16 protein-coding genes are annotated in these 21,393 nt (G+C 63.1%); 6 read left to right on the top strand and 10 right to left on the bottom strand.

All coding sequences use genetic code 11. The features are described 5' to 3' along the window. Positions 1 to 2 precede the first annotated feature (2 nt). The 5 genes from CHB73_RS01425 to CHB73_RS01405 are packed head-to-tail and all read right to left on the bottom strand — an operon-like array spanning position 3 to position 5,636. Complete coding sequence (locus CHB73_RS01425; protein ID WP_089271334.1) at positions 3 to 2,243, bottom strand: acetyl-CoA carboxylase carboxyl transferase subunit alpha/beta; 2,241 nt, start codon at positions 2,241 to 2,243, stop codon at positions 3 to 5. 18 nt (positions 2,244 to 2,261) lie between these two features. Then, positions 2,262 to 3,695, bottom strand: a complete 1,434-nt coding sequence (locus tag CHB73_RS01420) for an acetyl-CoA carboxylase biotin carboxylase subunit family protein (RefSeq protein ID WP_268806896.1) — start codon at positions 3,693 to 3,695, stop codon at positions 2,262 to 2,264. 7 nt (positions 3,696 to 3,702) lie between these two features. Beyond that, positions 3,703 to 4,092, bottom strand: coding sequence for a PilZ domain-containing protein (locus CHB73_RS01415; protein WP_089271332.1), 390 nt, complete (start codon positions 4,090 to 4,092; stop codon positions 3,703 to 3,705). A 59-nt stretch (positions 4,093 to 4,151) separates the two neighbouring features. Then, on the bottom strand, positions 4,152 to 4,886 hold the full coding sequence (locus CHB73_RS01410) for an OmpA/MotB family protein (RefSeq protein ID WP_089271330.1): 735 nt from the start codon (positions 4,884 to 4,886) through the stop codon (positions 4,152 to 4,154). A 3-nt stretch (positions 4,887 to 4,889) separates the two neighbouring features. Next, entirely contained in the window at positions 4,890 to 5,636 is a 747-nt protein-coding gene (locus CHB73_RS01405; protein ID WP_089271328.1) for a motility protein A, read from the bottom strand. A 51-nt stretch (positions 5,637 to 5,687) separates the two neighbouring features. Between CHB73_RS01405 and CHB73_RS01400 the strand changes: the two genes are divergently transcribed. The 3 genes from CHB73_RS01400 to CHB73_RS01390 all read left to right on the top strand — a co-directional run bounded on the left by CHB73_RS01400 (position 5,688) and on the right by CHB73_RS01390 (position 8,616). Then, positions 5,688 to 6,575: a purine-nucleoside phosphorylase gene (locus CHB73_RS01400; protein ID WP_089271326.1), complete on the top strand. Its 888-nt coding sequence runs from the start codon at positions 5,688 to 5,690 to the stop codon at positions 6,573 to 6,575. Between the two features lie 87 nt (positions 6,576 to 6,662). Further along, complete coding sequence (locus CHB73_RS01395; RefSeq protein WP_089271324.1) at positions 6,663 to 7,397, top strand: hypothetical protein; 735 nt, start codon at positions 6,663 to 6,665, stop codon at positions 7,395 to 7,397. A 106-nt stretch (positions 7,398 to 7,503) separates the two neighbouring features. After that, complete coding sequence (locus tag CHB73_RS01390; protein ID WP_089271322.1) at positions 7,504 to 8,616, top strand: BMP family ABC transporter substrate-binding protein; 1,113 nt, start codon at positions 7,504 to 7,506, stop codon at positions 8,614 to 8,616. A gap of 78 nt (positions 8,617 to 8,694) precedes the next feature. Here the strand turns inward: CHB73_RS01390 and CHB73_RS01385 are convergent, their stop codons facing one another. From CHB73_RS01385 to CHB73_RS01370, 4 genes are all read right to left on the bottom strand, one after another. Then, on the bottom strand, positions 8,695 to 10,731 hold the full coding sequence (locus tag CHB73_RS01385; protein ID WP_089271320.1) for a methyl-accepting chemotaxis protein: 2,037 nt from the start codon (positions 10,729 to 10,731) through the stop codon (positions 8,695 to 8,697). 183 nt (positions 10,732 to 10,914) lie between these two features. Then, positions 10,915 to 11,340 (bottom strand): DUF3783 domain-containing protein, encoded by a 426-nt coding sequence (locus CHB73_RS01380; protein ID WP_089271318.1) that lies wholly within the window; start codon positions 11,338 to 11,340, stop codon positions 10,915 to 10,917. Beyond that, on the bottom strand, positions 11,313 to 12,203 hold the full coding sequence (locus CHB73_RS01375; protein ID WP_089271316.1) for a hypothetical protein: 891 nt from the start codon (positions 12,201 to 12,203) through the stop codon (positions 11,313 to 11,315). The genes CHB73_RS01380 and CHB73_RS01375 overlap by 28 nt, the downstream gene beginning before the upstream one ends. Positions 12,204 to 12,227: 24 nt before the next feature. Continuing rightward, complete coding sequence (locus CHB73_RS01370; RefSeq protein ID WP_089271314.1) at positions 12,228 to 15,440, bottom strand: DEAD/DEAH box helicase; 3,213 nt, start codon at positions 15,438 to 15,440, stop codon at positions 12,228 to 12,230. A gap of 210 nt (positions 15,441 to 15,650) precedes the next feature. On the opposite strand from CHB73_RS01370, the gene CHB73_RS01365 reads away from it, so the two are divergent. From CHB73_RS01365 to CHB73_RS01355, 3 genes are all read left to right on the top strand, one after another. Continuing rightward, the gene (locus CHB73_RS01365; protein ID WP_089271312.1) at positions 15,651 to 17,312 is read left to right on the top strand and encodes a peptide-binding protein; all 1,662 of its coding nucleotides are present in this window, start codon (positions 15,651 to 15,653) and stop codon (positions 17,310 to 17,312) included. Next, a complete protein-coding gene (locus tag CHB73_RS01360) occupies positions 17,309 to 19,471 on the top strand; it encodes a RelA/SpoT family protein (protein ID WP_089271310.1) in 2,163 nt (720 codons plus the stop codon). The genes CHB73_RS01365 and CHB73_RS01360 overlap by 4 nt, the downstream gene beginning before the upstream one ends. A 117-nt stretch (positions 19,472 to 19,588) precedes the next feature. Then, on the top strand, positions 19,589 to 20,107 hold the full coding sequence (locus CHB73_RS01355; protein WP_143337286.1) for a hypothetical protein: 519 nt from the start codon (positions 19,589 to 19,591) through the stop codon (positions 20,105 to 20,107). A gap of 14 nt (positions 20,108 to 20,121) precedes the next feature. Here CHB73_RS01355 and CHB73_RS01350 read toward each other — a convergent pair whose 3' ends face one another. Then, the gene (locus CHB73_RS01350) at positions 20,122 to 21,381 is read right to left on the bottom strand and encodes a M48 family metalloprotease (RefSeq protein WP_089271304.1); all 1,260 of its coding nucleotides are present in this window, start codon (positions 21,379 to 21,381) and stop codon (positions 20,122 to 20,124) included. Positions 21,382 to 21,393 lie beyond the last annotated feature (12 nt).

Raw genomic sequence — 21,393 nt, 5'->3', positions numbered from 1 at the left:
TTTCAGCGGTAGTAGAGGTTTCTGCCGCCCATGGTCAAAAGCGCCTGGTGCAGGTTCTTCCTCAGGTCGCGCCGGTCCCAGATACCCTGAATATGCCCGCGCGACAAGGCCGAGAAGGCTCGGTGATATTTTGGGGGCACCTCTACGCCGGTGGTTTCGCGGATGACGCCGGGCCCTGCGAAGCCGATGTTCGAGGAGCGCACGGCGAACTGGTAGGGCGAACAGCCCAGGAAACTGGCCACCGGCCCCGCGTAGGAGTTGGTGTCGTAGAGCACCAGGTAGAATCCGCCGGCGTCTATGTAGCGGCGCACGGCCATGGTGACGCGCGGCATCTGGATGACGCCGCAGGTGCCCTCCTGGATGCGGATGCCTGCGGTGCCGTGCGAGTACATGAGGAACGGCAGGCGCTTGATGCGTGCTCTGTCCGCCGCGCGGATGAGCTTCTCGCCCTCCGCCGCGCCCACTGTGCCGCCGCGGAAGGGATTCACCAGCATGGCGACCACCACGGCCATGCCCTCAAATTTTGTCTCGAAGGTGATGCAGGAACTGCCCAGGCCTGTGGCCCGCTTGGCCTCGTCGAGCTTGTGGCTGAAGCCTTCGTAGTCGAGCGGATTGCCCGCCTCGATGGCGGTATTGAATTCGTAAGCCTGTGCGAAGTTGAAGACGTTGTAGAGGTACCACTGGTATTCCATGGGGAAGTGGTGCCCGCAGTGGGAGCACACGCCCGCGAATTCGCCGAAAAGGTCCGGCGCCCAGAGATCCTGGCAGCCGTGTGTGGCGCTGTTGGGGCAGGTCAGGGTGCGGTCTTCCCGGCTACGCGGGCTTACATAGCCCCACATGTCCTCAACGCGACAGGCATTCGCGTCCGGGCAGGAGAGGGTGGTCAGCCGCTCCAGGGCCTCCGGCGGCACGCCAGCGCGCCTGCCTGGGCCGAACATGCGGGGAAACGGGCCGCCCTGGCCCAGGGCGCGCATCTCTGCCTCCACATATTCCAGAAGCCCGGACAAGCGTTTCTTGTAGCGCGCCAGCAGGTCGTGGGTAAGCAGACTGTGCGCGCTCCACAGAACGCGAGCCAGGGCCGTGGCCAGGCGGGTGCCCAAGGTGCGGTTGTCCACAAAGTCCGTGCGGCTCATGGTGCGGAAGCGCTTTTGTCTCAGGTCCACCAGAGCGTTGCGGGCGCTTTGCCCCAGCTGCCAGCGCACGAAGATGTCCTGGGGATCGGCGCTGCGCTGCTGCCTGCGCATGGCCAGGGCACGCAGGGGGCCAAGGCTTTGGGCGGAGTGGACCACTTCATCTGTGGCGCGGATGACCTCCCGCCGGAGCTGCCGGAAAAAATCGTAGTGTTCGGGCCGCGCGCCAAGCGGCGGCTCTTGTATCACCCTGTCGATGAAGCCCAGGCGCAGGTTGTCCTCTGCGGTGATTTTGAGGCGGTCCGCGCAGCGTTCGATGAGTTCCGGGCTGGCCTTGTCCTTGAGTCCGCCTTCGATGGCGGCCGCCCCTTCTGGCGAGATGACGGAGTAGTAGCCGTGGGAGAGCATGAGCCGCCTGTCGGCCAGGGCGATGGCCTCGGCCCCGCCGCTGCCGCCCTCGCTGAACACCGCCACCACAGGCACCTTGAGCCCTGCCATGACGTAGAGGTTCTTGGCGATCTGCTGGGCTGCGCCGGGGTAGTCCTCCACGGGATAGGCCCCCGGAGTGAAAACGTAGGTGTGGATGGGGATGTTCTCCACCTCGGCCACGCGCATGTAGTACAAGGCGTTGGCGTTGCCCCAGGGCTTGATGGACCCGCCGTTGCGGAATTCCTGGCCATGGCCCTTCTCCTGCCCGATGACCATGACCGGCTGGTGCACGGTCTTTTTGCCCATGCGCCGGGCGATGGTGGCCCGCGCAATGATCATGCCCGGATCGATGCTCCATTCGTCCTGGCCGCCGATCTCGGTGTAGTTGTCGTACACGTTTTCCAGAATGTCCTTGAGGCAGACGCGTTGCGGATGGCGCACGATGCGCACCCTGTCCATGGGGCGCAATTCGTCCTCAAGCTTGCCCTCCAGCAGGGAGAAGAGTTCTTCCAGGCGTTGCGCCTGCTGCGAGAGCTCGCGCATACCATGGTTCGGCGCACCGGCAAGGAATTCCTCCAGCCTGTAGCGCAGAAGCGACACCGAGGCGTTTTCGCGCTGGCCGAAGATGTCCTGGATGTAGGTGAGCCTGGCCTGGAGCTGCTGGGCGCGCCTGTCTATGTCCATGCCGGGGCCTCCCCGCGCCTAGAAGTGGAGGATGGTCTGCGTGCGGGCGCGCAGGAACTCGATGTTGGTGCGCAGAGGAGCGCCAGCCGTGTCCGTCCCGGCGAGGTCCAGCCCGGCAAGGAACTCCTCTCCGCGTGCGCGCGCCTGGGCCAGATCCTTCCCCCACACTATGGCCAGCGCCAGATTGGGGTCGAAATCCATGGGGATGTCGTAGGGCTCGCCGGTGGCGGCCGTGGGCGCCTGGGTATGCACCGCGAGCCAGGGCGCCGCTGTCCACGTGAAGCGTTCGATGCGCCCAAGGCACGGGGTGAAGCGGTCGGCAGGATCCTCGGCGATGATGCGGTATTCGATGCCCACGCCCTCCAGGCGCACGTCCTGCTGGTCGTAGCCCAGCGGATCGCCCAGGCCCAGGCGTATCTGTTCGGAGATGATGTCCACGCCGCTGACCGTTTCCGGACGGCCGTGGATCCGGGAAACCACTCCGGACACGCCGTTTTCCACCTGGATGCGGGTGTTGACCTCCATGAGGAATGGGTCGCCCCTGGGGGTGACGATCCATTCCCAGGTGCCCACGTTGTCGTACCCCACGGTCTTGGCCATTCTGACCGAGTGCTCCGTGATGGAAGCGAGCACGGCGGCGGCGTCGAAGGCATAGGAGAGACTAGAGGGGTCGAAGCCGGGCGCCACCTCGATGCGTTTTTGTCGTCCCAGGCTCTGCACCGAACAGTTGCGGGTGCCGAAGTGCACGGCGTTCTTGCCGCCGCGCTCGGCCGCCACCTGCACTTCCAGGTGGTTGAAGTCGAAGATGCGTTGTTCGATGAGCACGCCTTCATCCGACAGGTTGCGCTTGGCGTAGTTGCGGATGCGCCGATAGGCCGCGCGGAAGGCGTCCAGGTCGTAGACTTCCTCAATGCCCATGCCGCCGCCCCCGGCGCTGGCCTTCACCAGCACGCAGCCTTCGGCAATGCCCTGGTCGGCCTGGAAGGCGAAGATGGCCTCGGCCATTTCCGCTGCCTCCATCTCGTCGAAAATGGGTCGGTCCGAGCCGGGGATGGTGGGCACGCCAAGGGTGCGGGCGATGCGTTTGGTGTTGATCTTGTCACCCAGGTCGCGGATGACCTCCCAGGACGGACCGATGAAGATGAGCGGGCGGTCGCGTTTCACCGCCCTGCGCGCAAAGCGGAAGTCCTCGGCGAAGAAACCGTAGCCGGGATGGACGGCCGTGGCCCCAAAGGCGTCCGCAACGGCGAACAACTCGCTGGCGTCCTGGTAGGAGCGGATGCGGACGAGGCATTTCGGCCCACCGCGTTCGCGCGCCAGCTGCACATGGCCGCTGGCGGCGTCGGGCTGGGTATGCACGCAAATAAACTCGTGCCCGAGGCGTTCGCACGCCAGCATGATGCGCATGGCGATCTCGCCCCGGTTGGCGATGAGGATGCGGTGTTGCGGCACTGGCGACCTAGCCGCCCGCTTCGCGCTTGGCCTTGCGCAGTTCGATGAGCCGCTTCTGGACCTCAAGCACAAGCTTGTCGAGCTTGATTTCCTGCCTGCGTTCCATTTCCATGAATGTGCAGCCGATGATGCCTTTCTCCCCGATGATGCGCATGACCTTGGCCTTGAGGTCGCCCAGAAACAGGCGCTTGGACAGCAGCAGGTCGAAGGAAAGCACCATGCCCGGGCTGTAGCCGCGGGGGGAGTCGCTGAAGGCGAACCCGGAGGCGCTGATGTCGCTTACGGGGAATTCCCGCGGGCCGTTTTGGGTCACCACGCGGACATCCAGCCCGGGAACGCGGGTGCGGAAGGCCTGCCTGAGCTTGTCGTCGCCGTCCATCTTGATGTCAAAGTCCATGCTCGTCCTCGCAACGTTGTATTCAGGTCACTGCGGCGTCCGGAACGGTTGGGGCCGCCCTATTTTCCCGTCACGCGCTTCTCCAGCACGAATTCGACCCTGCGGTTTTGCGCGCGGTATTCGTCCGTCGTATTGGGGAATAGCGGGTTGATGTCGGCCAGCCCCGTTGAAGTGAGGCGTTTGGGCTCGATTCCCATCTCCATGAGCACGCGCAGCACGTTCACCGCCCGCAGGCTGGAGACCTCCCAGTTGTCGCGGAAGCGTGAGCCGGCCATGGGCAGTCGGTCGTCTGTGTAGCCGCGGATGTTGATGGTCTGGTCCGGATGCTGGGCGAAGAAGTCCTTCAACGCCTCGATGACCTCGCGGCCCTTGGGCGTAAGAGTCACGTCGCCGGAGGCGAAGAGCACGTCTCCTGGGGCGCGGATGGTGATGACGCCGTCTTCGAAATTGGCGCCCACCAGTCCCTCCAGGCCTTTTTTCGTCTGCAGGTATTTTACGTCGGAAAAGACCTTTTGCTGGGCGATTTGTATCTGTTTGTTCAGCAGCACCTGATCAAGCAGCACCCCTGCTTCCTCGCGGCTGATGGTGCTGGTGGCGAGCTTGCTTTCCTTGCCGCTCAAGGCCTGGGTCACGGCCTGCAAGGCGTTGGTGACCTTCGTGGGGTCCGGCGTGCTCATGGCGTAGAGCATGATGAAGAAGACCAGAAGCAGCATGGTCAGGTCCGAGAAGGTTATCAACCATTCTGCGGAATCGGACTGCTCCTCTTCTTCTTCGCGTTCGTAGTCTTCGCTCATGGCCTATTTCCTCTCTTTCGGAGCCAGGAAGGACGAGAGCTTCTCGTATACGAGCATGGGATTGTTGTTTTCCAGGATGGATTTTGCGCCCTCGAAGATGACCTCCAGGTGCAGTTCCTCTTGCAATGTTCTGGCCTTGAGTTTTGTGGCGATGGGCAGGAAGATGACCGTTGCCAGGGTGGAGCCATAGAAGGTGGTGATGATGGCCACGGCCATTGCCGGGCCGATGGCTTTGGGATCGTTCAGATTGGCCAGCATTTGCACCAGGCCGATGAGCGTTCCAAGCATTCCGAAGGAAGGCGCCAAGCTTCCCAACCGTTTGAACACTTCCTCGCCGACCTTGTGGCGGCGCTTCATGGACGTGATTTCGATGGCCAGGGTGGTGCGGATGAGGGCTGGGTCGGCGTTGTCGGCGATGAGCTGACAGGCCTTCTTGAGCACCATGTTTTCCGTTTTGACGTTTTCAAGGGCGATAAGGCCTTCGCGACGGCTGATTTCCGCGATTTTGACCATGATGTTGACAACTTCGCGCACCTGGACCTTGCGGGAGGAGAAGGCCGTGAACCCCGCCTTCAGGGCTTGGCGCACTTCCTCGAACGGGAAGGCCACGAAAATGGTGCCGAAGGTGCCGCCGAAGACGATCATCAATGAGGGAACATCGATAAAGATGTTGACATCTCCGCCCATGACGATGGCGGAGACCACCAGGGCCATGCCCGACAAGAGTCCTAGCAGTGTAGCGAAATCCATATGGCGCGCCTTCCCCGGCTTGTAAGAGGATGTCCAGTTGGGCTATTGGGCATGTGGCTGCATCACGCGGCCGAGGGGGGCGCAGACGTGAATCACCAGGATGCCGTCACAAGCATTAGCCGACTCATACGCGAGAAGCTAGGGAATATTCAAGCCGGAACATTGGGTCTGATCCTTGGATCAGGCCTTGGCCCGGTGGCCGAGGCCATTGCGCACCGCCTGGACATTCCCTACGCCGACATTCCCGGAATGCCCCTTTCCGGCGTTGCAGGGCATGACGGTTTTCTGCGCTCGGGCCTGCTGGCCGGGCGGCCCGTGCTGGCGCTGTGCGGCCGCGTGCACCTGTACGAGGGCAAGACCCCAGCCGAGGTGTGCCTGCCCGTGCGCGCCCTGGCCCAGCTTGGCGTGCGCACCCTGGTGCTGACCAACGCCGCCGGAGCCTTGAACCCGCTGTTTTCTGCTGGCGGTCTCATGCTGATCACCGACCACATCAACATGACCGGCCAAAATCCCCTCACCGGGCCGAATAATGGCGCCTTTGGACCGCGCTTTCCGGACATGGGCCGCGCCTGGTGTCCAGGCCTGCTCGCCCTCGCCCGGCGCAAGGCCGCGCGTCTCGGCTTGCTGGTCGAACGCGGCGTCTACGTCCAGGTTCCCGGTCCCAGTCTGGAGACGCCCGCCGAGACAAGGGCTTATCGGCGGCTTGGCGCCGATGCCATAGGGATGAGCACGGTAATGGAGGCCATCGCCGCGCGGCACATGGGGGTCAGACTGCTTGGCGTCAGCTGCCTGACCAACAAGAATTCGCCGGACTGCATGGAGGAAATCAGCCACGAGGCCGTGCTGGCCACGGCCGCGCGCGCATCGGAGCAGCTTGTCCGGCTGCTGGAAGCCCTTGCAGCCAGCCCGGAACTGGACACGGAATACGGCAAGGCGTAAAGTTTTCTTCAAAGCCGTACGATACGCAGTCAAGACCGGTGACGGGCAGGGGTGATCCCCCTCTCTGGCCGCAACGGTGGGGACACCATGAATACAGCGCGTTTGAGCATATTGCCCTGCATAGTGATCCTGCTGGCGGGGCTGGCGGTTGTCGGCTGCGGCAACCCCGGCACCTCGTACTATTCCTCCCTCAAGCGCACTGCTGTGGATGCAAAGAACGACATTCTGGGCACCCGGCCAACCACGACCGAGCTCTTTGTCGAGGACAAGACCCCTCTGGCCGACATCAACTTCGATGCGGCCGACATGATGGTGGGGCAGTTCCTGCCCGATTTGAACAAGCGTTCCCCCATCTACTTCGAGCCCTTCACCAACCGGGTGGACCTGGGCGACCCGTCGCCCTTTGGCGCCCTGGTGGCCGAGCAAGTGGCGGCGCGGCTTACCCAGCGCACCTTCATGATGACCAGGGGCCAGCCGCCGCGCGCCCCCAAGCCCGCTGAGGGCGAACCCGCCCCCGCAAAGCGTTCCTATGGTCCAAACGAGCCGCGGCCCTGCCTCATGACCGGAACCTATCTCGTCACGCCGCAGATCATTTATGTCTCCGCACAGGTCGCCACGCTTGACAGCGGGTTGCTCCTGGGGGCGCACACCTGGACGATTCCGGTAAACAGCAACACCCGCGCCCTGTTGCCCCAGCTCCGGCACACCCCCGGCGGCGGCGTGAAGCCTACCGTCTCCACCAAGCTTACCGGTGTTCCGCACACCATCGCCAACCCTGATGGCCAGCCGCAAAATTACGTAGACCGCGACCTTGTGCGCTAGCGGCGGCGGCAGCCGCCCCCGCGCGGCTTTCTCGTAGGCATTCCTCACTTTGGTCTTGAGGCCCCAGTGAAACATCCTGCATTCCCCCTGAACAGGAGGCTCCCCCATGCGTGTGGTCCTTTTGCTTGCCCGGTTGGCTGTGTGTGTCGTGCTGTGCGCTCCTGCGCTGGCCCAGGGGCAAGGGGCTAACCCCGGAGCGCCCACCAAGGTCGCCTTTGCGCTTTTGGGCGAGGTTGACGACCAGGGCTGGACCGCCGCCCACGCCAAGGCCATTGAGCAGCTCAGGCGCGAAATGGGACAGGAGGTGGAGGTCTCCCTTGCCGAAAACGTTGTGGACACCGCACAGGCGAAGGCGGTGTTCAGGCGGTTCGCGCGACAGGGCAACCAGCTGATCTTCGGCACGACGTTCCAGCACATGGATGCCATCAATGCCGTCGCAGCCGAGTTTCCCGGCGTTGTGTTCATGCACTGCAGCGGAGTCAAGACGCGCCCCAACCTTGGGGTCTACATGGCGCGCATCGAACAGGGCGAATACCTTGCTGGGTATCTGGCCGGGCTTATGGGGTACCGCAACGTGGGCACAGTGGCCACGCAGCCCATCCCCGAGGTCGTGCGCGGCATCAACGCCTTCACCTTGGGATTGTCCCGCGGCCTGCGCGAAGCAGGCGTCAAGCACGATGCGGACAGGTTGAACACCGTGGTCTGGCTCAAGTCCTGGCGCAATGCCGACGGCGAGGCGCGTCTGGCCCGCGAACTGGTCGCCTCCGGCGTGGAGCTGGTGCGCCAGATGGCGGATACGCCAGACTCCGCCCGGACCGCCTGTTCCCTCGGCACGCCAGCCATCGGCTACGGCACGGATGCCGCAAGCCATGGCGCCGACTGCGCGCTCACCTCCACCACCTTCGAGTGGGGGCCGCTGTATGTGGATATTGTGCGCCGTGTGCGCGCCGGAACGTGGAAAAGCGGCGACCTGTTCGTCGGCTTCGAGTCTGGAGCCGTGGGGCTGGCTCCTTTTGGCAAGGCAGTGCCAGAAAAAATCGCCGCGAAGGTGTGCGCCGAGAAGGACCGCATGGCGCGGGGCAAGGACATGAGTTTCGCAGGCCCCGTATCCGACCAGGCCGGGAGGGTGCGCATAGCCGCCGGGGGCAGGGCGTCCGACCAGGAACTGCTGACCATGCGTTGGTTTGTGCGCGGGGTGCGGGGGGCTTTGCCTGATTAGCCCCGTCACGGAGAGGTGCGGACCACGAATTGTCGGGCCGGGGCGTGCGATGCGCCCCGGCCCGACATTGTGTCGGTTCTAGCCGCGTCCGTCCTGCTCCAGCTTGGCGATGAGCTTTTGGAGCATCTGGGACTGTTCGGCCAGTTCGCTGACGGCCTTGGCCGCCTCTCCCATGGCCTGTGAGGTCTCGGAGGAGATGATGTTCACCTCCTCGATGGAGCGGTTGATTTCCTCGCTGGCGGAAGACTGTTCCTCGCTTGCCGTGGCGATGGAACGCACCTGGTCCGAGGCCGCGTCCACGAGGCTTACGATTTCCGCCAGTGCCGCTCCCGACTCCTCGGCAAGGCCGGTGGTCGTTTCGATGAGGCGCACGCTCTTGTCCACGTTCTCCACGTTGACGCGCGTGCTGTGCTGGATGACCGCGATTGCCTCGCCCACTTCCTTGGTGGCCTGCATGGTCTTTTCCGCGAGCTTGCGCACCTCGTCGGCGACCACAGCGAAGCCGCGTCCGGCGTCGCCCGCGCGCGCCGCCTCGATGGCGGCGTTCAACGCAAGCAGGTTGGTCTGGTCGGCGATGTCGGTAATGACGGTCATAATGCGGCCGATGTCTTCGGCCTGCTTGCCCAGCTTGGCCATGTCGTCCTTGAGCTGGTTGGACTGGGTCTGGACATCGCTCATGCTTGTGACCACCCGGCTGACGATGTGCGCCCCGCTTTGCGCCTTGGTGCGGGCGCTGCCGGCTGTTTCAGCCGCTTCTCCGGCGTTTTTCGCCACCTCAAGCACAGTGGCGGTCATTTCCTCCATCGCGGTGGCCGTCTCGCTCACCCTGGCGGCCTGGTTCTCCGCGCCTCGGCTCGATTCCTCGATTTGCGAGGACAGTTCGGTGGAGGCCGAGGTGACCACCTCGACAATGCCTTCAAGCTGCTGCGCGGCGTGCAGCATCCCCTCGCGCTTGGCGCGTTCCGCTTCGGCCTTGGCTTGCTGGGCCTCCTCCGTGGCGACTCTGGCAAGCTCTGTCTGTCGTTCAGCCTCCATGGTCTTGTCCTGCGCCTGGCTGATCATGCCCTTGAGGCTTTCGACCATCTTGCGCAACGAATCGGACAGTCGGCCAAGCTCGTCGTCGCGGTGCATGTCCAGGGTCTGGCCCAGGTCGCCTGCGGCCACGGCCTCGGCAAAGCCGACGCTCTTGTCCAGGTCCTTGAGCACCTTGTTCAGGATGAACACGATGGCCGCGCATACCAGCGCAATGCCCAGCACGCCGAAGAGCAGGCTGGAATTGCGTACGCTGCCTGTGGCCTTTTCAATGTCGTGCGAGCTGATGGAAATGATGGCCCGCCATCCGGTCGTCTTGTCGCGCGAAAAGACGGATGTGCGGGTCACCCCTTCCCAATTGTAGCTCACCGTCCCGGAATCCTTGCCCATAACCTGCTTGCCCCAGTCGGTTTCGGAGATGTTGACCTTGAGGATGGTCTCCTTGTCCGGGTGGCTGAAGACCAGGCCCGTGTCGCTGACCATGTAGGCGTAGCCGCTTTGGCCCACCTTCACCGGGTCCACCATGTTCTCCGAGAACTTGGCCAGGTCTACGCGGGCGTAAATGATGCCCAGGATCTTTTCGCCCTGCTTGATGGGCGCGGCCGCCATGAACACCGGTTTGTTGGTCACGCGGCTGATGACGGGCTCGGAGATGTTGGCCTCGCCCTTGATGGCCTTCTTGAAGTAGCCCCGGTCTGCGAAATTGCCCTTGGCTTTGGGGTCGTCTCCGAAGACCACTTCACCTTTGGCGTCGAGGACGTTCACCCCCTGCACGGATTCATCGTAGTCGCGAAGGTCCAAAAGCACTTTGCGCGCATCCTCGATGTGTTCAGGCGTGGGATCCGTCAGCGCCTTTCGCACGCGGTCGCTGTTGGCCTGCAGGAGCACGGCCCCACGCACGTTCCCCGCGAACGACCCCGCCGCGCTGGTGAGATTGGCGGCCAGGAGCCTGGAGGAGTTCTCAAGTTCGTTCCAGAGCTGGTCCGAAGCAGTCTTGGCGGAGAAGAAGCCGGCCAAGGCCATGCTGACGATGACCGCGATGATGGTGGGGGACAGCAGTTTTGATCGAAGTCCAAGTTTCATGACGCCTCCAGGGGTTGGGAACTGGGCTTGCGTACTGCTGCGCTTGGGGTGACCCTGCGCCGAATATGCTACGCTTGTTGCAGAATACGTATGGTGTAACGTTTCTGCAACAAAAAACTTAAGTATTTGTTGTCGTCGATGGTGGTGCTGTCTTGATTGATGTGTCGGCGTATTCTGGTGGGGTCAGCGTGGGCGGTTGAGCGCAATGCGTTCAGCGTCGAGTTCGGCCAACAGATCCATCAGCGGCCAGCTTTCGGAGGAAGGGGTGAGGGTGGCCCAGTTTTGTCTGGGCAGGCCAAGGTGCCTCCAGGCGGCCATGATTGTGGAGAGCTCTTTTTCCGTGATGCCGGAGAGCACCACCGCCCTGGGCAGGGGGCTGTCCTCTCCCCGGCCGTGCCCGGAAGGCCGTTCGAGGACTTGGCGCACAAGCGTATCGGCCTCAGCCCCGGTGGCGAACACCACGGAGATGTCCTCAAGTCGGAAGCGCTCCAGCATGTCCAAGAGGCGGTCCTGCTCGGAGGCGGCATAGCCGCACACCAGCAATGCCCGTGGGCCGTAGAGGCGCTTTTTGTCGCTTTGCCCTATTTTTGAGAATCCCTGCCCAGACATGAGGCCCCCTGGGTACTGGCGGTGATGGCGTAAAACCGGTTGGATGCGAAGGTGAGGCCCAGAGCGAAGAGCATTGCCCCGACTCCGAGAATGACAGAGAGGAAGGCATCGGCGGTGAGGGCAAGGCGGATGAACAGCGTTGAGAGCGCAAACCCGGAGTTGCGGAATATGGCATGGAATTCCGGCATGTAACGTTGCGCAATAAGCACGATGAGAAGGTCGGTGAAGATGAGCAGCGTGTAGAAGTCGTGGAAAATGTCGAGCAGGGGCTCGTGGCGCAGCAGGAAGAATATGTTCAACAATCCCATGAAAATGAGCGCGGCCAGGAGCAGCAGTGCCACCAGCTTCTTCGCAGCGATGAATTTCGCCAGGATGTCTGGCGCCCAGTGGCGCGGGGCGCAGCGTTGGGCGTACTTGTAGACGCCAAGCAGCACGAATACGGCAAGCGCTCCGGTTCCGTTCACGCCGATGCGGATGAGCACATCGGTATGGCCCATGACCTCAATGGGCACGGGCAGGTACGTGAGTTCCTTGAAGGCGTTGCGCAGCAGGATGAGGGCCAGCAGTTCGAACTGCTTGGCCACGGCGCGCGAGGTGGAACGCGGCAGCGCGAACACAAGGTCGACCACCTCAAGCATGAGCACAAGCGTAAAGGTCTGCGTCACGGAATGGAAGCGGTTCAGGGAGACATGGGCCCCGATCGCCTCCGGGAGCAGGCCCAGGGTGTTCAATTCAATGAGCGAGAGCGAAGCCAGAAAGAAGAAGATGAGCCCTTTGCCCACCCTGCGCCGCGTCTTTTCAGACTCCACTGCGGCCTGCGCCCTGTCGAAAAGGCGCACACACTGAAAGGTCAATGCATTCATGTCTGATGGCACCCGTCCTGCGCGCTACACGTCAAACAGCATCTCCAGGTCGTCGCGGGTGAGGGTCTTGAAGGCGGATTGACCGGGGATGATGGCCTCGGCCACGTCCTTCTTCATCTCCTGCAGTTTGAGGATCTTTTCCTCCACGGTGTTCTGGCAGATCATCTTGTAGGCGAAGACCTGCCGCTTCTGGCCGATGCGATGGGTGCGGTCCGTGGCCTGGTTCTCCACGGCCGGGTTCCACCAGGGGTCGTAGTGGATGACGTAGTCGGCGCTGGTGAGGTTCAAGCCTGTTCCGCCCGCCTTCAGCGAGATGAGGAAGATGGGGATGTCCGGATTGTCGTTGAAGCGGTCCACCTGGTCGAAACGGTCCTTGCTGGAGCCGTCGAGATAGGCGAAGGGCACCTCGCGTATCTGCAGCCAGGAGCGGATGATGTGCAGCATCTGCACGAACTGCGAGAACACCAGCACCTTGTGTCCGCCCTCCACGATGTCCGTCACGAGGTCCTTGAAGGCGTCGAACTTGCCTGAGGGCAGATTGGTGTTGATGCCAGGGATGTCGAGCTTCAACAGCCTTGGATGGCAGCATATCTGCCGCAGCTTCAGCAGCGCGTCGAGGATGGACATCTGGCTCTTGGCAAGCCCCTTTTCGTCCACGTCCTTGAGCACCTGCTCCTTGAGCTTGGCTGCCAGCGCGCCGTAAAGGTCACGCTGCTCGTCCGCCAATTCGCAGTAGTGCGTGGTCTCGATTTTTGGCGGCAAATCCTTGGCCACCTCGTTCTTCGTGCGCCGCAGGATGAAGGGTTTCACCCGGCTTCGCAAGTAGTTGAGGGTCTCCTCGTCGGCGTCTTTGATGGGCTTCACGATGCCGCGCTGGAAGGCGTGCTGCGAGCCCAAAAAACCCGGCATGAGGAACTCGAACAGGCTCCAAAGCTCGAAAAGGTTGTTTTCGATGGGCGTGCCCGAGAGGCACAGGCGCATGTCCGCATCGAGCCTGCGCACGCTGCGGGCCGTGATGGTGTTCGGGTTCTTTATGTTTTGGGCCTCGTCCAGGATGACCGCCATGTACTTGTACTTGGACAACTCCTCCAGGTCCCGGCGCAGCAGGGCGTAGGTGGTGATGATGATGTCCGAGTCCTTGATGCGGGCGAAGAGATCCTCGCGCTTGGCGCCGTAGATGGTCAGCCGCCGCAGGCTGGGCACAAACTTCGCGGCCTCGCGCTCCCAGTTGGGCAGCACCGAGGTGGGCACCACGATGAGACAGGGGCCCGAGGCGCCGCGTTCGATGAGCGAGAGCACGAAGGACAGGGTCTGTACGGTCTTGCCCAGGCCCATTTCATCGGCCAGGATGCCGCCGAAGCCATACTCGCGCAGGAAGTTCAGATAGGAAAGCCCCAGCACCTGATAGGGGCGCAGGGTGGCGTTCAGGCCGCGCGGGGGGGGGATCTGGCGAATTTGCTGGAAGTTGCTGATTTTTTCGCGCAGCTTCACGAAATAGGAGTCGGTCTTGGCGCCGGGCATGTCGTCCAGCAGATTGTCCAGCACCGGGGCCTCGAACTGCTGGAACTGCTTCTGGGGCGGCTTTTCCGGATCGAAGCCCAGTGCCTTGAGCTTGTGCCCCAGCTTGCGCAGCCAGGATTCGGGAAGGCTGGTGTAGGAGCCGTCCTTCAGCTGCACGTAGCGTTTCTTTTGCACCCAGGCCTTCCAGATGTCCTCGATGGGCACCTTCTGGTCGTCGTACTGTACGGTGAGATCAAGGGTGAACCACTTGTTTTCCTCGTCGCTCTTTACCTCGGCATTGATGACGGGCTTGGTCAGGCGCACCTTGTAGCGGGCCAGGTTCTGTTCGCCGTAGACGCGGTACCCCTCCACCAGCATGGGGTAGAAGTCGAGCAGGAAGTTGATGGCCGCTTCCTGCTCCATGAACCAGGTATGGTTGCTGCGAGGCTGGAAACCCATGTGCTGCAGCTCGGCGAACAGGACTTTTTCTTCGTCCTGGGCGCGGCGGATGAGGTAGCTCTTGTCCGCGAAGCGGTAGCTGCCGGTCTGCAGATCCGGGTTGGGGCCGGGGAGCGTCACCTCGCCGTGCTCGGTTTCGTAGATGCACTGGATCTTGAGCACCAAGAGGCTGCCTTCCTCGTCCAGGAACAGCTTGGGGTTGAACTCGGCAGGCTGGAAGATGGGGCCCATGCGCTCCAGGAAGTCCTCCTGGCCGTAGAGGTCGCTCACGGGGATGCGCGTCCAGACCCGGTCAAGGTATTCGGAGATGTCGGCGTGGGGCACGATGGGGGCCTGCTCGACCATCTCCTGGATGAGTTCCGGGTCCAGCCCGGTCTGCACGGGATGGAAATTTCCCTTCCAGAACACCCACAGGGGCATACGCCCGTACAGGAACAGCTCGTCCTCCTTCCGGATGGAGAAGGGGGGGCGGTCTTCGCGCGCCAGCATGATGTCGAAGCCCAGGCCGTCCTCGGAGAGCTGCGGCGAGAGCTTCAGCTGGAGGGTCTTGGTTTCGATGCGCACGGGCGTTTCCGTGTCGCGCAGGTAGACGTAATACTCGTTCTTTATTGCCCGGAAGAACCAGGAGTGCAGCCCGGCGGGGAGCTCCACGCGGTGGCCCTGGTAGTCCAGGTAGTGGGCGATCATGCCCGCAACCTTGGGCAGACCGGGGGAGAGTTCGCACCAGTCCGGGTTTTTGATGATGTGTTCGAGGGTGATGTCCTGCTGCACGGCGGAAATGCCGCTTTTGTTCTGGCGCGCCCGGGCGAAGGCCACCTGGAGGCGGCCCGGCTCCGGGTAGAGACGGAACACCAGGTAGTGCTTGCCCGGCTCAGGCTCAAGCTCGGTGGAGAAGAAGCTGCGGAAGGTCTGCCGCCAGTCCGTGCGCGGGCGCGGCAGTTCGGCCTTTTTCTTGTCGCCGGAGAGGCTCTTGAGCATTTTGAGGGCTGTGGCGCCAACGTGGCGGCACACCCCGGAGAACGATTCCGGGCAGTTGCAGTAGGAATTGATGGTGCCGTCGGCCAGGTTCAAACCAAGTTCAGATGTGTATATCTGGAAGTCGTCGCCCTGCACCTGGCCGTCCACGTCGAGGAACTGCTCGCGCTGCTGGATGTCGAGCTTTTGTACGCCGCCAGCTTCGACGATGGCGGTGGAGTTCTCCATGATGTAGTCGGGGATGGTCTCCCGTGTGAACCGGGTGAGGATTTCCCGGACCTTGTCGGCTTCGGCGATGGACATGCGGTCGAAAGCTCCCTTGAAAAATTGAGGGCTTGTGGTATTGTTCGGCGAAAGTGACGGTGCGGCGCCCGGTCAAGGGTGGGACAATACGCACCACAGCCACAAAAGCAAGGTCCGCTTGGCTTTTCGCCGCGTCTGGGCCATACTGACGCCGTCAGACGCTCTTCGCAGATCATATGCGCAAAAACAAGGCGTTTGGCAAGAGGATTGATGCTGCGGACACTACTGCATCTTGCGTTGTTGGCGCTCGTACTTCTGTCCGCTTGCGGCCGGGGCGACGCAGGCCGCGCCCCTCGGGAAACCGGCGGTGGCCCTGCATCCGCCAGCAACGCTGCACGCCCTGCCTACGGGGGCCGACTGGTGGAAGCCACCATTGGCGAGCCGTCGAACCTAATTCCGCCCCTGGCAACCGACTCTTCGTCTCATGAGATTTCCTCGCTCATCTACGTTGCGCCGCTCAAGTACGACAAGAATATCAACCTTGTGCCGGATGCTGCGAAGTCGTTCGAAATTCTAGAGGACGGCCGATTGTTGCGCTTTACCCTGCGCAACGACATCCGCTGGACGGATGGTGTGCCGCTCACCGCGCGCGATGTTGAATTCACCTATAAACTCATGGTGGACCCGAGCACGCCCACGGCCTACGCTGAGGACTACCTTGCGGTGAAATCCTTCCGCCTGGTGGACGACTATACGTTCGAGGTGCGCTACGACACTCCCTTCGCCCGGGCGCTTGTCACCTGGGCGAGCGCCATTCTGCCGCGCCACCTGCTCGAAGGGCAGGACCTGCTCAAGACCCCGCTTGCGCGTCAGCCCGTGGGCGCGGGGCCCTACATGCTCAAGGAGTGGACCGCGGGAAACCGTCTGGTGCTTGTGGCCAACCCCGACTACTTCGAGGGGCGCGCCTACATAGATGAAGTGGTCATGCGCATCATCCCCGACCAGACCACCCAGTTCATGGAGCTGAAAAGCGGCAATCTGGACCTTATGGGCCTGACGCCCCAGCAGTATCTCTACCAGACCGGCGAGGACGGCTGGGCTGCGCAATACCGCAAGTTTCAGTATCTGGCTTCGGGTTACGCCTTTCTGGGCTACAACATGAGAAGCCCGCTCTTTTCGGATGTGCGCGTACGCCGGGCCATTCTACACGCCATCGACAAGGACGAGATCGTGCGCGGGGTGCTGGCCGGACTTGGCGTGGCGGCCTGCGGACCGTACAAGCCGGGGGCCTGGGCGTTCAACGGGCGCATTCCCGCCAACGAGTTCGATCCGGAAAAGGCCCGGCGGCTTTTCGCCGAGGCCGGGTGGACGCGCCAGGGGCCGGACGGGATGCTGACCAATGCACAGGGGCAGCCGTTCGCCTTCACCATCCTCACCAACCAGGGAAACAGCCAGCGCATCAAGGCGGCCATCATCATCCAAAGCCGCCTGAAGGACATGGGCGTCATCGTACGCATCCGCACGGTGGAATGGGCCGCATTCATCAAGGAGTTTGTGGACAAGGGCCGCTTCGACGCCGTGCTGTTGAGCTGGAACATTTTGGAGGATCCAGATCTCTACGACGTTTGGCACTCGTCCAAGGCCGTGCCGGGTGGGCTCAACTTCACCGGTTTCAAGAACGCTGAACTGGACGATCTGCTTGAGCGCGGGCGCAGAATGCTGGACCAGAAGCGGCGCAAGCCCCTGTACGATCGCCTCCAGGAGATTTTGCACGAGGAGCAGCCTTATTGCTTTCTGTATGTCCCCATGGCGCTGCCCATGGTCCACGAGCGGGTCATGGGCATCGAGCCCGCGCCTGCCGGAATCAAGCACAACTCCATCCGCTGGTGGATATCCCGGCAGGGCCAGGCTCCGGAGCTGAAAGAACAATGATCCGCATCAACGAAATCACCGATAAGGTGGCCAGCTACATCGAGAAGCCCGACCTGGAGATCATCCAGAAGGCCTACATTTTCGCGGCCGAGGCCCACGCGGGCCAGACGCGGCTCTCCGGCGAGCCCTACCTCTCGCACCCCATGAGCGTGGCCAAGGTGCTGGCCGACATGCAACTGGACGAGGCCACGGTGGTGGCCGGCCTTCTGCACGACACCGTGGAGGACACCAAGGCCACCATCGACGAGATCGAGGAGCTCTTCGGCGAAGAGGTGGCCGACATCGTCGATGGCGTGACCAAGATCAGCAAGATCCAGTTCGAGTCCAAGGCTGTGGCCCAGGCCGAGAACATCCGCAAGATGATTCTGGCCATGGCCGAGGACATCCGCGTGCTTATGGTCAAGCTGGCCGACCGTCTGCACAACATGCGCACGCTCGACTTCCAGAATTCCGTCAAGCAGCGGCTCATCAGCCAGGAGACGCTGGAGATTTATGCCCCCCTCGCCAACCGGCTGGGCCTGCACCGCACCAAGATCGAGCTGGAGGACCTTTGCCTCAAGTACCTCAAGCCGGACGTGTACGAGCAAATCGACCAGGGCGTTGCTGCGCACCATACCGCAGGCAACGACTACATCGACAAGGTCATCGGCATTCTGAACGGGCTTCTTGAGGAAAACGGCATCAGGGCCCGCGTGCGTGGCCGCATCAAGCACCGGTACAGCATCTATGCCAAGATGCAGCAGCAGCACCTTGGTCTGGACCAGGTTTTCGACCTTATCGCCTTCCGCATCATCGTCACAAGCCTCAAGGACTGCTATGCCGCCCTGGGCTTGGTGCATTCGCGTTGGAAGCCCGTGGCCGGCCGCTTCAAGGACTACATCTCCATTCCCAAGGCCAACATGTACCAAAGCCTGCACTCCACCGTCATCGGGCCGGACGGCGAGCGCATCGAGATCCAGATCCGCACCGAGGAGATGAACCGCGTCGCGGAATACGGCGTGGCCGCGCACTGGCAGTACAAGGAAAAGGGCAAGAAGGGCAGCAGCCGTGACGCCGAACGCTTTACATGGCTCCGGCAGATACTGGACTGGCAGCGCGACCTTAAGGACCCGCGCGAGTTCATGTCCTCCCTGCGCATCGACCTGTTCCAGGACGAAGTCTACGTGTTCACTCCGCGCGGCGACATCAAGGAGCTGCCCGAGGGCGCGACGCCCGTGGACTTTGCGTACGCCGTGCATTCCAAGGTGGGCGACCACTGCGCCGGGGCCAAGGTCAACGGGCGGCTGGTGCCCTTGGGGACGCCGCTCAAGAACGGCGACCGCGTGGAGATCATCACCGATGCCCACCGCAACCCCAGCCGCGACTGGCTCAAGTTCGTCAAGACGGCCCGCGCCAGAACGCGCATCAAGCAGTACATCCGCACCGAGGAACGCGCCCGCAGCATAAGCTTGGCCAAGGAGATGCTGGAGAAGGAAGGCCGCAAGGTCGGCATCAACGTGGCCAAGGCCATGAAGGATGGACTGTTTCTCAGGCTTGCTGAGGAGTTCGCCTGTCCCAGCGTGGACGAAATGCTCTCCCAGGTGGGCTATGCGCGCCTTACCCCGCGCAAGGTGCTGCACAAGCTGTACGTCATACTGCACCCCGGAGAGCGTCCACCGGACGAGCGCGAGCGCAAGCCCGAGCCGGCCGCGTCATCCGCCGAAGCCCCCAAGCCCAAGAAAAGCGAGGGCATTCGCATCAGTGGCGTGGATGACGTGCTGGTGCGCTTCGCCAGTTGCTGCAACCCGTTGCCCGGCGAGCCCATTGTGGGGTACGTGTCGCGTGGGCGCGGAGTCACCATCCACGCGGCCGACTGCACCAACCTGAAGGAATTGGAGCCCGAACGGCTGGTGTCCGTGGCCTGGGACGGGCAGGAAGACAAGCCCTATCCGGCAAAGATCCGCATCGTTTCCCGCAACTTCAAGGGCGCCCTGTCACAGGTCACCGCGCTTATGGCCAGCGACGACGTGAACATCGACTCCGGCACGTTCCACAGCAACGTGGACGGCAAGGCCGTGATGGAGTTCACTGTCGAGGTGACCAATTTGACGCAGCTTTACGGTGTACTGGACAAGATTCGCAACATTCAGGCGGTGACCGAAGCCATTCGCGTGTCCTGACGCCGGGACTGTGCATCCCGGAGCGCTTCGGCCCCTGGACGGTAGATGACTTCGCGGCCCGACGCCCCCCCGAAGCCGCTTCAGAACGGCTGGCGCATCTGCGCCAAGGAGGTCCACATGGCACGGTTGGTTCTGGCGTCTCTGGCCTGTTCCTGCGCATTCTTGGCTGGTGGGGCCGCGTTGGCCGACGATCCGGCTGGCGTCTCTTCCTCGAAGAGCGTCGGCAGCATCACCATCCAGGGCGAGAACATCTACGTGGACGGTGTGTTGCAGAAGGAGAAGTACAGGCCCGGAACCGACGTGCATCTGCGCGACGGGAAGGTGCTGCTGCTGCCGCACGACCCTGCTGCTGACGCCCGCAAGGCGGCGGACAGGGCCGCGGCCAAGACCGCCCGCGACAAGGAAAAGGCCGAGCTCAAGGCCCGGCTCAAGGCCGAAAAGGAGGCCATAAAGCGCGAGGCCGCGAGCGGTGTGGAAAAGGGCACGACAAAGGTCGAGACCGGAACCGTGGTGAACAAGGGCGGGGTCGTGCGCATCGGCGACAAGGTCTACGTTGACTCCACCCCGGGTTCCGAGGCCGACATTCCGCCCGAAACGCGCAAGCTTTTGGACGATGTGGAGCGGCTCGGCAAGTAGGCGGGGGCGAAGAGTCAGCGGTTGGCCTGGAAGCGTTCCCTGGCCAGGGCGAGTCCCGTTTCCGGGATGCGCGCAAGCATGGACGCGACATGCGCCAAGCGCTCTCCCGTCTGCGGGTGCAGGGCGGGCCAGTCCCGTGGGGCTGTCGTCCTCGGTTTGCCCTTTGCCGCATCGTGCATCCTGTGCAGCAGGGCCGGGTATTCCCTGGGATCGTAGCCTGCGCGCCAGGCCATGTCCATGGCCGCCAGGTCGGCTTCGTACTCGAACTTTGGGTTCAGCCCGCGCACAAGGGCCGTCTCTTCCAACTGATCAAGCAATTCGGTGGACAGCGGATCACCCGCGCGCGTTCTGTCCAGTGTTCCGCCACGAAGAAAGAATGCCGCGCCCTGGGCCCCGGCCCACAGGTGTCCGAGGGCCGCATGGGCCAGCTCGTGGGCAAGCAGCAACGCCAATTGGGCTTCGTTGTCCAGGGCGGCCAAGGTCCCTGTGCTGAGCATCACCAGCCCTCCCGGCAGGCTGAAGGAGACCGGTTCGGAGAGTTCCAGCACCACAACGCGCACCCCCGGCAGGATGCCGGGCGCGTGCCGGGCGACAGCCAGCGCCACCAGGTTCACATACCGGCCCAGGCTGAGCCCGAAGGCCGCCTTGGCCTTGCTGCGCAGGATGCGCGCCGCGAGGTTCAGCCCCGCCTGCCGCTCCGTTTCGCCACCGTATGCCGTGATTCTGCGCCACAGGGGGGCCTTGGGCGGCTGCGACTGTTCGGGGGCGAACTCCGCGATTGCGCCGTCCCGGAGGAATCGTTCCAGCATGTCCGGCGTGAAGTGTTGTTCAAGCGCCACATTCAGTTCGGCGCAGGCGATTTGCGATGTCGACGCCTGAGAACGCGCACTCCGGGCCGTGTCCGCCGCCTCGGCCAGGATCATGCTCGCAGGAAGCGGCTCAAAGAGGCTGGCCGGAGCGGGGAGGGGCGCTTCCGCGGCCACATGCCCTTGGAACACCCATCCCTTGCTCCCATCCGTCCGCAACGCAAGAATCCAGTTCCCCTCCGCCTGCAGCACGCGCACGGCCTCGCCCCGGCCAAGCCTCGCCAGCACTCCGGATTCCGCCGAAGCGCTTGGCCGCAAGGGCGCCTCGTCCACCACAGTCCAGCACACCTCCGATAACGCATCGCTCCCTGCGCCCGCCCGCGCTTCGCGCGGGGCGTTAGCGCCGAATGCGACGGCCGCCAGCAGACACGGAACGGCAAGCGCCAGGACCAGGCGTGCGCGGAACATGCGCTCGGCCTC

The organism is Humidesulfovibrio mexicanus (genome assembly GCF_900188225.1).
Lineage (GTDB): Bacteria > Desulfobacterota > Desulfovibrionia > Desulfovibrionales > Desulfovibrionaceae > Humidesulfovibrio > Humidesulfovibrio mexicanus.
The sequence above is the reverse complement of the archived record's forward strand: the minus strand, read 5'-3'. Positions and strand labels throughout refer to the sequence as shown.